Origin of the sequence: Psychrobacter sp. YP14 (genome assembly GCF_003209315.1) — a bacterium.
Taxonomy (GTDB): Bacteria; Pseudomonadota; Gammaproteobacteria; order Pseudomonadales; family Moraxellaceae; genus Psychrobacter; species Psychrobacter raelei.
Map to the genome: position 1 here is coordinate 2,711,908 of NZ_CP029789.1, position 12,632 is coordinate 2,724,539.

At 43.9% G+C, this 12,632-nt stretch carries 12 protein-coding genes; 5 read left to right on the top strand and 7 right to left on the bottom strand.

Annotated elements, in window-relative coordinates:
• Positions 1-90: 90 nt before the first annotated feature.
• Complete coding sequence (locus DLE54_RS11195; protein ID WP_110817189.1) at positions 91-804, bottom strand: RluA family pseudouridine synthase; 714 nt, start codon at positions 802-804, stop codon at positions 91-93.
• Between the two features lie 304 nt (positions 805-1,108).
• Between DLE54_RS11195 and trxA the strand changes: the two genes are divergently transcribed.
• From trxA to DLE54_RS11215, 3 genes are all read left to right on the top strand, one after another.
• Positions 1,109-1,435, top strand: coding sequence for a thioredoxin (gene trxA, locus DLE54_RS11200; protein ID WP_011961521.1), 327 nt, complete (start codon positions 1,109-1,111; stop codon positions 1,433-1,435).
• A 765-nt stretch (positions 1,436-2,200) separates the two neighbouring features.
• Positions 2,201-3,469 carry a transcription termination factor Rho gene (gene rho / locus DLE54_RS11210; RefSeq protein WP_041773372.1) on the top strand — a complete coding sequence of 423 codons (1,269 nt, stop codon included), beginning with the start codon at positions 2,201-2,203 and terminating at the stop codon, positions 3,467-3,469.
• Positions 3,470-3,787: 318 nt separating this feature from the next.
• On the top strand, positions 3,788-4,033 hold the full coding sequence (locus DLE54_RS11215; RefSeq protein WP_011961523.1) for a YMGG-like glycine zipper-containing protein: 246 nt from the start codon (positions 3,788-3,790) through the stop codon (positions 4,031-4,033).
• 170 nt (positions 4,034-4,203) lie between these two features.
• Here DLE54_RS11215 and DLE54_RS11220 read toward each other — a convergent pair whose 3' ends face one another.
• On the bottom strand, positions 4,204-5,082 hold the full coding sequence (locus DLE54_RS11220) for a neutral zinc metallopeptidase (protein ID WP_110817190.1): 879 nt from the start codon (positions 5,080-5,082) through the stop codon (positions 4,204-4,206).
• A 568-nt stretch (positions 5,083-5,650) separates the two neighbouring features.
• Between DLE54_RS11220 and DLE54_RS11225 the strand changes: the two genes are divergently transcribed.
• Positions 5,651-6,040, top strand: a complete 390-nt coding sequence (locus tag DLE54_RS11225) for a hypothetical protein (RefSeq protein ID WP_110817191.1) — start codon at positions 5,651-5,653, stop codon at positions 6,038-6,040.
• A gap of 164 nt (positions 6,041-6,204) precedes the next feature.
• Here the strand turns inward: DLE54_RS11225 and DLE54_RS11230 are convergent, their stop codons facing one another.
• From DLE54_RS11230 to rpmI, 5 genes are all read right to left on the bottom strand, one after another.
• A complete protein-coding gene (locus DLE54_RS11230) occupies positions 6,205-6,525 on the bottom strand; it encodes an integration host factor subunit alpha (RefSeq protein WP_011961526.1) in 321 nt (106 codons plus the stop codon).
• Between the two features lie 104 nt (positions 6,526-6,629).
• Positions 6,630-9,041, bottom strand: coding sequence for a phenylalanine--tRNA ligase subunit beta (gene pheT / locus DLE54_RS11235; RefSeq protein WP_110817192.1), 2,412 nt, complete (start codon positions 9,039-9,041; stop codon positions 6,630-6,632).
• A 108-nt stretch (positions 9,042-9,149) separates the two neighbouring features.
• Entirely contained in the window at positions 9,150-10,277 is a 1,128-nt protein-coding gene (gene pheS, locus DLE54_RS11240; RefSeq protein ID WP_227535315.1) for a phenylalanine--tRNA ligase subunit alpha, read from the bottom strand.
• A gap of 236 nt (positions 10,278-10,513) precedes the next feature.
• Positions 10,514-10,870: a 50S ribosomal protein L20 gene (gene rplT / locus DLE54_RS11245; RefSeq protein WP_007394884.1), complete on the bottom strand. Its 357-nt coding sequence runs from the start codon at positions 10,868-10,870 to the stop codon at positions 10,514-10,516.
• An 82-nt stretch (positions 10,871-10,952) separates the two neighbouring features.
• Entirely contained in the window at positions 10,953-11,150 is a 198-nt protein-coding gene (rpmI, locus tag DLE54_RS11250; protein WP_011961529.1) for a 50S ribosomal protein L35, read from the bottom strand.
• Positions 11,151-11,631: 481 nt separating this feature from the next.
• On the opposite strand from rpmI, the gene hisI reads away from it, so the two are divergent.
• A complete protein-coding gene (gene hisI, locus DLE54_RS11255; RefSeq protein WP_110817193.1) occupies positions 11,632-12,561 on the top strand; it encodes a phosphoribosyl-AMP cyclohydrolase in 930 nt (309 codons plus the stop codon).
• The last annotated feature ends 71 nt before the right edge of the window (positions 12,562-12,632 follow it).

Here is a 12,632-nt window from a genome sequence, read left to right on the forward strand (position 1 = left end):
TCGCAAGATATTAAAAGCCTCAATTGAGACTTCATCAGTTTTCATAAGTAACATTTTTTAAAGCTAAGGACGCGTATCAGTAGTTAAGCTTTAAAATGGCACTGCACTCTCCCAGGCCATCCAAGTGTTCATAGTGGGATGTTTTAGGCGCAGTTTATGGGCATGTAGGTTAAGTCTTGGCGCCAAGCTAAGCGCTTCACCTTCGGCATAAATAGGATCACCGATAATCACATGGCCCAAATGCACCATGTGCACCCTTAATTGATGGCTGCGACCAGTTACAGGATGTAGCGCCACTCGGGTTACCGGTTGGCCTTTGCGCAGCTCATGATGCAGTACCTCATAATGGGTTAGCGCATGCTTTTTCCACTCAGGGTCGGCCACGTGCTTGGGCTTAATACTTGGCTCATAACGTACGGGTATATTGATCTCGCCTTTTTTGCCAGGTATGGCAAGCGTGCCTTGTACAATCGCTTGGTATTCCTTTTGCGGGATGCGCTCGATGAACTGCTTACTGATGTGAGTCTGTGCCTGTTTGTTTTTGGCAAATATCATGAGCCCCGAGGTGTCCATATCCAAGCGATGAATGAGTTTTACTTCTGGATTGGCACGCTCTAAGCGAGAAAGCAAGCTGACCTTTAAGTCCTTGCCATCAATGCTTAAAAGACCGGCAGGCTTATCCACCAACAATAAATCCTCATCTTCATAGACAGTAACTTGGGTCATAAAGTCTTTGAAAAACTGAGTGTCACGGGCCGCTTCTTCAAGGTTTAATTGATTTACAGTTTCTATCGAGATTGCCATAGTAGATCACAAATTTGAGAATAAAAAAAATAAGCACAGTGGCTTTTTAGCCAATTTTTTGGCCAATAACTGAGCATGGCAGTATACCATCAATCCAACTGATACCAATTATTAACCATACTTAACGGCTCAAAGACAAAATTTGGTGCAATAAATGGTAATATATACCTTATGATTCAGACACGGCAGTTTTTGAAGATATTCCTTCAGTGAAAACCGGCAATAAACGCAGTAAATAATATAGCTGGCCGCTGATGTCTGTACTGTTTTATTCAGATTTTAACATCCATAAAAGGAAAAAATTATGTCAGATTTAATCGTTAATTCAACCGACTCAAACTTCGAACAAGATGTTGCTCAGTCTGATGTGCCTGTACTGGTAGATTTTTGGGCAGCGTGGTGTGGTCCTTGTAAAGCCATCGCGCCTGTATTAGAAGAGCTTGCTGATGACTACAATGGTAAAGTTAAAATTGTTAAGATTGATGTCGATGAAAACCCAGAAACTGCCAGCCGCTTTGGCATCCGTAGCATCCCAACTTTAATGGTATTTAAAGGTGGTGAAAAAGTAGATACAGTTATGGGTCTACAGCCAAAGTCAGATCTAGCCGCTTTACTAGACAAGCATCTATAAGCGCTTATACGCGGTCATTAACCGCTATAAAGTAAGTAGGCTTGCCTGATATAGGCAGCGATAAAAAAGCGACTGTTATTGTTATGGTCGCTTTTTTTTGTGCTAAGCGTCGCAAAAATCTGATTTACTGCAACAAAAACATTGACATGATAAGGGTAAACACCGTATAGTTTAACTCCTAGAGAATACCTATTGTCAATTTGCGAGCCCCCATTAGAAATGGTGTGCGACATAGATTTAACTATGACAAGCTCACACTTATCTGCACGCAATCTTTGCTTTATCATCTTTTATTAACACAATCCTATTCAATCTTGCGCAGTTGTCGACCCATACGCCAGTGGATAGCCTTTATTGATGATGCCAATGGCTACAGGCCAAATTTACTTCGTTATAATAGTGACTGTATTAAATATATACAGCTTAATGCGTGGCTAAAGTAAGCAGCATACTGACAATCAAAACATCTTTTCTCACTGTCTTGCATAACCGTATATCCCATCTGTACCTGATACATACTTTATATTTTAAGAAGTTAATAAGCTGTGCGCTTATCTTTACCTAATGGACTATAAATCTTATTGAATTAAGTAAGATTCTTCATGCTAATGACACAACCATTTTCCTACTTTTGTTTTTTACCAACTCTATCTACGTGTAGCGCAGGCCTTTTGTCGCCTACACCATTATCATTTATTGCATATGCTTAGTTTTTAGGCGTACCGGCAGCTGACTATGACTCAACAACCATCGAACGAAACCTCTATGAACCTGACTGAACTAAAAAAGAACTCCGTTGCTGAATTGCTAAATATAGCAAAAGAAATGGGGCTCGATAATTTGGCACGTAGCCGCAAACAAGACATCATCTTTGCTATTTTAAAAAAGCACGCCAAAAATGGTGAAGCCATTTACGGCGACGGGGTACTTGAAGTGCTTCCTGATGGATTTGGCTTCCTAAGATCTTCAGAAGGCTCTTATTTGGCTGGACCTGATGACATCTATGTAAGCCCAAGCCAAATCCGCCGCTTTAGCCTAAAAACAGGCGACTCTATTGCCGGCACCATCCGTCCACCAAAAGATTCAGAACGTTACTTTGCCTTACTTAAAGTGGGTGAAATCAACTTCGATACCCCAGATCGCTCACGTCACAAATTAATCTTCGAGAACTTAACCCCACTATTCCCCACCGAGCAATTAAAGCTTGAGATGGGCAATGGTACAACCGAAGACTTAACCGGACGTGTCATTGACTTAATCGCCCCTATTGGTAAAGGCCAGCGCTCTATTATCGTGGCGCCGCCCAAAGCCGGTAAAACTGTTCTACTACAAACCATCGCTCAATCTATTACCCGCAATAACCCTGAATGCTATCTGATTGTATTACTTATCGATGAGCGCCCAGAGGAAGTGACCGAAATGCAGCGTACTGTGCGTGGTGAAGTGGTTGCATCAACCTTTGATGAACCGCCACAGCGTCACGTTCAAGTGGCTGAAATGGTCATTGAAAAAGCCAAGCGCTTGGTAGAACATAAGCAAGATGTGGTGATTTTATTAGATTCAATTACCCGATTGGCTCGTGCCTATAACACTGTGGTGCCCTCATCAGGTAAAGTGTTGACTGGTGGTGTGGATGCCAACGCTCTAGCCCAGCCCAAGCGCTTCTTTGGTGCGGCACGTAATATCGAGGAAGGGGGCAGCTTAACCATCATTTCAACTGCGCTGATTGATACGGGCAGTAAAATGGACAGCGTTATCTTTGAAGAATTCAAAGGTACTGGTAACCAAGAGATTACCCTTGAGCGTGACTTAGCCGAAAAACGAGTATTCCCAGCCATTAATATCAAAAAATCAGGCACCCGCCGTGAGGAGCGCTTGCTTGACGAAGATACGCTGCGTAAAGTTTGGATTTTGCGTAAACTGCTACAGCCTATGGATGGCGTACAAGCCACTGAGTTCTTATTAGATCGCTTAAAAGAAGCCAAGACCAATGACGACTTTTTCGATCAAATGAAGCGCAAATCACAAAACTAATAAGCTCAAGATAAGCTATATAAATAAAGGCCACTGATTCAGTGGCCTTTATTTATATAGACAACCAAAAAAGCTTGATAGGTTGGCAAAATCGATACATAGGTGTAACAACAATTACGTATTGAAGGTATAGGTTAGCTATTTTGATACAGTTTTTATGCAGTACTAAGGTAATATGAATTATAAATAACATGAACTATAAATCAGGCCTGACTCATTTTAGTGTATTAGTGCTTTTTTAAAGCTTTCTAATTTACTTATTTACTTAAGGTCACTTCACGCTTAGGATTAATAAGCTTTAACTCCAAGGAATATATTATGAAACTTGCCAAAACTTTAGCTCTCGCTACAATGACCAGCTCTGCTCTACTGATGGCAGGCTGTAACTCAACAGGTGGCTACAACTACAACAATATGAGCAATACTGCCAAAGGTGCCACAGCAGGCGCGGTTGCTGGTGCTCTTATTAAAAGTAAAGGCGACAGCAAAGATATCGCTAAAGGTGCTGCGGTAGGTGCTGTATTAGGTGGTGGTACTGGTTACGTTATCGACCATACTAACTAATCTAAAGCCATATTAGATTAAACTCATACGATAAAAAAAAGCCTGCAATTGCAGGCTTCTTTGTCATCTATCGCCGTAAAACCACCGACTGTAGAGGATAAGGATAAGATAACATCGAGACTATATCCAGACTATATATCCAAACTATGCCAAAAAGTAAATGCCAAAAACTAAATCGCTCCTGAGAAGGTATCACAATTACGGATATCGCCACTTTGAAAGCCACGAGTAAACCAGTTAACGCGCTGCTGGCTGGTACCATGGGTGAAGTTATCAGGCATAACAGCACGGCCACTGGCTTGTGCTAAGCGATCATCGCCAATTTGACTGGCCGCTTGTAGTGCCTCATCGATATCACCCTGTTCCAAAAACTGAACGCGCTGTTGATTGCGGTTGGCCCACACCCCAGCATAACAGTCAGCCTGTAACTCTTGGCGAACTGAGAGCTGATTGCCTTGTGCTTCACTCAATTGGCGGCGTGCTTCATTTACCTTTTGTGAGGTACCAAGCAGGGTTTGAACGTGGTGGCCGACCTCATGCGCAATGACATAGGCTTGAGCAAAGTCACCTGCTTTGTCTGCGTTTTCAGAATCACCTGATCCTTGTTGATCGCCGGTAATACCTAAATTGTGACGCATTTCTGCAAAAAATGAGGTGTCCAAGTACACTTGCTGATCGCCTGGGCAATAAAATGGGCCGGTCGCTGAGGTGGCACTACCGCAAGCTGAATTAACACTACCATTGAACAGCACCAAGGTAGGCTCCTGATAGCGGCTACCTAGTTCTTGAAATACCTCTTGCCAAACCGCTTCAGTGTCCTTTAATACCACAGATACGAATTGTGCATCGCGGCCTTCATCATCGAGAGGCTGCGTGCTGCTGCTACTGCCTGCTGTCATAGATTGGCCTGTCTGAAAAGCGGTCATGGGGTTCACCCCAAATACCAGCCACAATACCAAACCAATAATAATACCAAAGATACCACCACCTGCAGCCTTACCGCCACTCATACGTACGTTTGAGCTGCCACTTCTACCACGCCATTTCATCGATATACGCCTCGAATATTAGATAAATTGTTTTATATAGTCGTCAAATGCTATGTGTTAACAACGTCAGAGAGAATTTAGAGATAAATAATTACGCTTTATATAAAATTATAGATGCAGTTTGCTCAGTGAAAAAGTATAATTAGCACATATTAGGCACTATTATCAAAACTTGTGCTGCTAAAACTGTCTATATTTACAATTAGTCACTTTTTACCTAAAGTATTTTATAGCTTTTTACTAGCAAACCTATATTATATGCAACCATATAGGATTAGAGTTTAGAGCACCTGCAAACTTTATAAATAGCTATTTTGTATATTTGTTTAGCCAACAGTGGCAATGGTCCGATTACTATAAGTCGCATGTTACGTTAAAAATTGTATCTAAATACAATCTTTAACCAAATTTACTTTCACTTGTAATATTAGTGATGTATAATCGCTAACGAATTCTGACTCTACGAAATTTGATTTATATCAAGTTTAATGACAACAATACTTCCTATTGCTGCGTAACTTTTTATAATGCGTTTTGTCAGTTATATTTCACTTTCTTGGAGAAAATTATGAAACTTAAGCTACTTGCACTTTCAGGTTTAATGGCAGCTACTATGGGCCTAGCAGCTTGTGACAGCAACAAAGAAAACGCTGTTGAAGATGTAAACGACGCTCAAGAAGAGCTACAAGACGCATCTGCTGAGCTTGATCAAGCCGCTGCTGAAGGCGAAGAAACTGCTGCTGCAGACGCTGCTTTAGCTGACACTCAAGCCGCTGCTGCTGATGCAGAAGCTGCTGCTGCTGCTGGTGATGCAGAAGCTACTGAAGAAGCTAACAACTTAGAAGCTGCTGGTACTGACGCTAACGCTGAAGCTGCTGCTGCCGCTGATACTGCTGCTGCAGACACTGCTACTACTACTACTGAGACTACTACTACTGAGACTACTACTGCTCAGTAATTCAGTAATATAGCTTTAGACCTGTCTATTGCCTAGTAACTTTACTTTGTAATAGCACAAAAAAAAGGGAGCCATTGGCTCTCTTTTTTTGTTTGCAGTGCGGAAGCTACTAGACAAATATAGCCTCCAACACGCCATCTAATTGACCTAACTACTTATAAAGCTTATGCCTGTAGCTGACTTTCGTCTACTTGGCGGCGTAATTTTTGACCTGCTTTGAAAGTGACGACACGGCGAGCTGATATCTCTACCTCCTCCCCCGTCTTAGGATTGCGTCCTGGCCGGCTTTTTTTATCTTTTAGAATAAAATTACCAAAGCCTGATAGCTTAACATCCTTACCACCTACTAAATTATCATAGATTTCATCAAAAAATGAATCTACTAGCATGCGGCCTTGTTGTCTGGTAAAACCAAACTTAACCACCAAATGATCAATAATATCTGCTTTGGTTAATGTTTGTGTCTCTGAGTTTTTTGCTTTCATTACGGCTTCCTTATCGTGTAAAACCCTTTTAAATAGTCATCATGACCGGGGAGATTTCATAGAGGGTATCTACCAAGCATCCTACTCAGTAGACCCCCACTTTTTTAGCTGTCTCTTAACTGTGCCCCATGCTCAGTTTGTAGTGCAGCAATCACTTTTTGCATCGCATCATTGACCACGTCATCAGATAAAGTCTGAGCAGGGTCTTGCCATACTAAGGCAAAGGCTACTGAACGCATGCCCTGTGGTGTATGCTCACCTTGATAAACATCAAATAACCAATGCTGTTGCAATAACGCGCCACCAGCTTGGCGAATGCTTTGAGACAAGGCCTGACGTGAAACTTCAGCATCCACCAATAAAGCAATATCTCGGCGCACTTGGGGGAACTTCGATGGGCTAGTGATGCTTTGAACAGCGCGCGCTTGACCCAAAATTGGGGCCAATGCCAACTGCGCCACCCAAGTGCTTGGTAAATCAAGTTTCTGTGCCACACTGGGGTGTAATTGACCCAGCCAGCCCACCACTTCACCATCAATTAACAGCTCAGCACTTTGGCCTGGGTGTAAAAATGCCAACTCACTACGCTGATAGCTGATACGTGATTCATCCAGTGTTGCAGGTAGCAACTGCTCAACATCATGCTTAAGGTCGAAGAAGTCCATAGCACGATTGCTGTGCGCCTGTTCAGGATATACATCACCTGTGGCCACAATAGCTAAGCTTGGCGTTTGCACCAGTTCATCTATGGTAGCCCCCACAAAGCTTAGACCCGTCTCAAAGAAACGCACCCGAGGCTGCTGACGGTTCAAATTATATTGCACACAAGGGATTAGGCTTGATAGCAAGGTGCGACGCATGACGGCTAAATCTGATGAAATGGGATTGGCCAATGCCAATAAGTTACCCAAATTGACGTCATCTAAGATATTTTCAATCTTTTCATCACTAAAGCTAAAGCTGATGGCTTCCATATAACCGGCATCTACCATCGCCAGTTTTAAGCGATGGGTTAAGTCAGCGGTGTCATCATAACGCATGTCCACGCCTAGCTTAGGCAAGGTACTTGGAATATTGTCATAGCCGTAGATGCGGGCAATCTCTTCAATCAAATCTTCTTTGATTTCAATATCAAAGCGGTGGCTTGGTGGCAAGCAATTAAATACGGTATTGCCATCTTGCTCGCTCACTTCAACGTCAATCTCAAGCTGAGTGAGTATGTCAATAATACGCTGTTTTTCTATCTCAATGCCAATAACTTCTGCAACTTTATTAAAAGGCAGCTGTACGGGTACCCGTTTTGGCAGTTTATCACTGTGTTCAATGACGGTAATTTGACCGGCTTTGCCGTGAGCTATGCTGCTGATTAAATTTACTGCACGGCGCAGCGCCGTCAATGGCAGCTCAAAGTCCACCCCACGCTCGAAGCGCTGTGAGGCATCCGTATGTAAGCCAAACCGGCGAGCACGACCGGCTATGGCCAATTGATCAAAAAATGCACTTTCTAACACAATATTGGTGGTGCTATCGCTCACACTACTTCGCATACCACCCATAATACCCGCTAAGGCCAAGATGCCTTGGTCATCCGCGATAACCAACTCGTCACCTGTCAAAGTTACGGTCTGCTCATTAAGCAGCTCCAACTGTTCGCCAGCTTTGGCCATACGTACTTGAATATCGCCCACAATCTTATCGGCATCAAAAGCATGTAACGGCTGACCCAGCTCTAATAGGACATAGTTGGTCACATCTACTAAGAAATTATGTAAACGCTGACCACTTTGTAATAAGGACTTTTGCATCCAATCTGGTGTCTCAATACTACGGTCAATCTCAAGTACAGGCTGCGCTAAGTAACGTGGGCACGCCTCGGTAGCCTCAACAGTTACTGCTTGTGATGCTTGTACTTCATCGGCTTGAGCCGTAACCTCTGGGGCGGTAATTGGCAAACCATTAATGACGCCAATTTCACGGGCGATACCGCGCACACTAAAGCAATCACCACGGTTTGGGGTAATTGAGATGTCTAATATCTTATTGTCCAGACCCAGATACTCACGAATGTCTGTGCCGATGGGCGCATCATCTGGCAGCTCAAGCAAACCATCTACCACATCAGGCAGATCAATTTCTGATGCCCCGCACAGCATACCTTGTGATTCCACACCGCGCAGCTTGCTTTTTTTAATTTTAAAGCCTTGACCATCTGCGGTAGGCAGCTTGGCACCGATGATGGCCACAGGCGCTCGCATACCGACTCGTACATTGGGCGCACCGCAGACGATTTGTAGCGGCGCATCAGAGTTGATATTGACCTGAGTCACTCGTAATTTGTCAGCGTCTGGATGTTGCTCAACACTGATAACCTCGCCCACAACCACACCACTAAAGTCGGCAGCGACCGCTTCGATATCATCAATCTCAAGGCCTGCCATGGTTAATTGGTCGGCCAAAGCTTGGGTATCATTATTGGGGTTTACCCACTCGCGTAACCATTGTTCGCTAATTTTCATAGAATTCTCAAAAAGGCTGTCAAATTATTATGTCTGTTATCGTATAAAGTATTTACCAGATAACCTGCCCTAAAGCATATGGGGTCTCCGGATTTATCAGCGCCGAGCTTAGCCAAACTGGCGTAAAAAACGCACATCGTTTTGGAAGAATAAACGCAAGTCATCAATACCGTAATACAGCATTGCAAAACGCTCAATACCCATACCAAAGGCAAAGCCTGTATATTTTTCGGCATCAATACCACAGTTGGTCAATACTTTTGGGTGCACCATACCGCAGCCCATCACCTCAAGCCATTTGCCGTTGTCCGCTAAGATATCCACCTCTGCTGAGGGCTCAGTGAAGGGGAAGAATGAGGGACGAAAGCGCACTGTAAGCGGCTTACCAAAGAAGGCAGCTAAGAACTCGTTAATTAAACCTTTGAGCTCAGCGAAAGTGGTACGCTCAGTGACCATTAGCCCCTCTAATTGATGGAACATAGGTGAATGGGTTTGGTCTGAGTCGCAGCGGTAAACACGGCCAGGACAAATAATACGAATTGGTGGCTCACCCGACTCCATCGTGCGAATTTGTACCGGACTAGTGTGCGTACGCAGCAAATAATGGGCATCAAAGTAGAAAGTATCGTGCATGGCACGCGCCGGATGGTGCGACGGAATATTGAGCGCCTCGAAGTTATAATAATCGCTTTCTACTTCAGGGCCAGTCGCCACGTTAAAGCCTGCTTGCATAAAAAATTGCTGCATGCGCTGCGCAGTCATGGTCACTGGATGCAGCTGACCTTTTTGTTGGCCACGGGCCGGCAAGCTGATATCGAGACGCTCTGCATTTAGCTTAGCGGTCAATGCTGCTTGCTCTAAAACTTGCTGCTGAGCATTAAGGCTGTCGGTAATCTGGGTACGCAGCTGGTGTAGCCAGCCGCCCATGGTCTTTTTGGCCTCAGCATCAAGCTTGCCCATCTGTTTTGACCACTGGGTTAAGGCGCTTTTTTTACCGGTTAGATTCACCCGCATCTGCTGCAGATCAGCACTGGTTGCAATCTCACTTACGGCCGACTGCGCCGCTTGAGCGTAGTCTTGCAACTCAGCTTCGGTTAACTCGCTTAAAACATCCGATAAGCTTGGCAAACTGGCGATAAGCTCAGTTAAGCCACGTTTACTCTCAGAGGCCGTATGGGTAGCCGTGCTGTCTTGAGTAGATGAGGTGTTATTAGGTGAAACGTCAGATTGAGTCATGTAAGCATTCTCAGAGTTTGTTAGCTATTGGCGATATGGGCTTAAGACGCCTAAAGTTTATGAAAAATCAGATACTGGCCGCACATTAAGAGCAAGTTTATAAGGCGTGTTTGTATAATAATTATGCTAAAGCCACTCAAGTAATTGTAAGCAAATAAAACAAAAAAAGCCATCATATGCGATGGCTTCTTTTATAAGAATAAAAACTACTTAGTGCTTAATTTGTCTACAATAAATTAAGCTAAGGCAGCTTTTGCTTTTTCAGTCAATGCAGTGAATGCAGCAGCGTCATGCATAGCGATATCAGCTAGTACACGGCGATCGATTTCGATGTTTGCTTTTTTCAGACCATTGATGAAACGGCTATAGCTTAAGCCATTTAAACGTGCACCAGCGTTGATACGAGCAATCCAAAGACGACGGAAAGTACGTTTTTTGTTGCGACGGTCACGATAAGCATATTGGCCAGCTTTAGTTACAGCTTGAACCGCTACGCGATAAACACGTGAACGAGCGCCGTAATAACCTTTAGCGCGCTTTAAGATTTTTTTGTGACGACGGTTTGCTTGAACACCACGTTTTACACGGGCCATAAGATACTCCTAATAAATTGATTTGCCTGAACTTATACTGTCTGTATATTCAATAATATAAGAACTTCGAAAATTAAGTGGGTTAGATGTATGGGCACATACGGCGAACCGCAGCTACATCAGCAACGTGCACCAGTTTAGTACCACGTAATTGGCGAATACGTTTAGGAGACTTTTTGGTCAGAATGTGACGTTTGAACGCTTGTTTGCGCTTGAAGCCGTTAGCAGTTTTTTTGAAACGCTTAGCAGCACCACGTTTTGTTTTCATTTTAACTTTCATAAGAACCTCTTATTCTTTGTTGCCAGCTGAGTGCGTATCTATTAATAGATGACACCTAACTTAACAGCCAAGGGAAAACCTGTTCGTCAGTGGGTATGTAGCTATAAGCCCTAATAAATCACGGCTTATAAATACCATTCCAGCACTGCCTTGAGGTGGGAAGCGCGCATTATATCAGATACTCAGCCTTTAACCAACTAAATTCCTGCGATGGCGCATAAGAAATATGGTAATGATAACAGTGATACAGCGTTTAGCGACACTACAAGCTTCAATCTTGTCATAAAGCTCATTTGCAGCTGTATTAATCGCACCAATCATAGACTACAATGTGATGCCGAGTCGCCTCAAAACCTATATACTAAAACTGATATGTTTATTGTTAAGCCTTTGATACGACTTGGCCGCCTGCTACCCTAGCATACCTTGAGCAGCAAAGACGTCAAGACAACTCATTTAACCAGATACAATAGGGTGCTTTATGTCCTCTCACAATACGCAAACTGCCAAGCCACAACAGATGACAGATACCAATACCGCTTGGTTAGAACAAGTAACTTTTACCGCTGATGGCCTCATTCCCGCCATTGCACAAGACAAAGACAGCGGCGAAATCCTAATGATGGCTTGGATGAATAAAGAGGCATTGCATCTGACTGCGCAGACCAAAACTGCCGTGTATTTTTCACGCTCGCGCGGTAAGCTGTGGCACAAGGGGGAGAGCTCAGGGCACACTCAAATTGTGCATGACATTCATCTAGATTGTGACGCGGATGTGATTGTACTGACCGTGACCCAAATTGGGGATATTGCTTGTCACACAGGACGCAGATCGTGCTTTTATCGTAAGCTTGACCTATCCGGTGGGGCGCCAAGTTGGCAGACCGTCGCTCCGGTATTAAAAGATCCTGACGCCATCTATGGCACTACTGCATCTGAGTCTGCCAATGATATAATAGCGGCTCAGCATACTGCTCAAGATGGCAGTACTGACACCTATGCGCAGCCAGCATCACAGACACAAGCTCACAGCGTATTACAACAGCTAGATGCGGTATTAGTGGCGCGCAAAAAGGCCGATGCCAACAGCTCCTATGTGGCAAGCCTTTATGCCAAAGGTCTTAATAAGATTTTGGAAAAAGTAGGTGAAGAAGCAGTAGAGAGCATTATTGCGGCCAAAGACTTGGCTGCGCTAAGCCAGGTGTCTGCACCTAATACCCAAAACTCTGAGCCGCTAGATGAGGTACAGCAAGCCTTAAGCGATGATTTGATCTATGAGATTGCTGATGTGTGGTTTCACACTTTGGTCACATTGGCATGGTTTAATATCGGGTCCGATCGCATACTGGCTGAGTTGGCGCGCCGCTTTGGCCTCTCAGGCATCGAAGAGAAAAATAGCCGCCCCCATTAAGAGTTAAGTTAATATCTTTATCCCTTTTTTCTACCCTTGCTCGACACGTATAGCCATTTATAACACGGCGA

What these genes read in the sequence shown, in the direction of transcription:
- DLE54_RS11195 (WP_110817189.1), bottom strand. Translation starts at nt 804, where the DNA reads ATGGCAATCTCGATAGAAACTGTAAATCAATTAAACCTTGAAGAAGCG.
- trxA (WP_011961521.1), top strand. Translation starts at nt 1,109, where the DNA reads ATGTCAGATTTAATCGTTAATTCAACCGACTCAAACTTCGAACAAGAT.
- rho (WP_041773372.1), top strand. Translation starts at nt 2,201, where the DNA reads ATGAACCTGACTGAACTAAAAAAGAACTCCGTTGCTGAATTGCTAAAT.
- DLE54_RS11215 (WP_011961523.1), top strand. Translation starts at nt 3,788, where the DNA reads ATGAAACTTGCCAAAACTTTAGCTCTCGCTACAATGACCAGCTCTGCT.
- DLE54_RS11220 (WP_110817190.1), bottom strand. Translation starts at nt 5,082, where the DNA reads ATGAAATGGCGTGGTAGAAGTGGCAGCTCAAACGTACGTATGAGTGGC.
- DLE54_RS11225 (WP_110817191.1), top strand. Translation starts at nt 5,651, where the DNA reads ATGAAACTTAAGCTACTTGCACTTTCAGGTTTAATGGCAGCTACTATG.
- DLE54_RS11230 (WP_011961526.1), bottom strand. Translation starts at nt 6,525, where the DNA reads ATGAAAGCAAAAAACTCAGAGACACAAACATTAACCAAAGCAGATATT.
- pheT (WP_110817192.1), bottom strand. Translation starts at nt 9,041, where the DNA reads ATGAAAATTAGCGAACAATGGTTACGCGAGTGGGTAAACCCCAATAAT.
- pheS (WP_227535315.1), bottom strand. Translation starts at nt 10,277, where the DNA reads ATGACTCAATCTGACGTTTCACCTAATAACACCTCATCTACTCAAGAC.
- rplT (WP_007394884.1), bottom strand. Translation starts at nt 10,870, where the DNA reads ATGGCCCGTGTAAAACGTGGTGTTCAAGCAAACCGTCGTCACAAAAAA.
- rpmI (WP_011961529.1), bottom strand. Translation starts at nt 11,150, where the DNA reads ATGAAAGTTAAAATGAAAACAAAACGTGGTGCTGCTAAGCGTTTCAAA.
- hisI (WP_110817193.1), top strand. Translation starts at nt 11,632, where the DNA reads ATGTCCTCTCACAATACGCAAACTGCCAAGCCACAACAGATGACAGAT.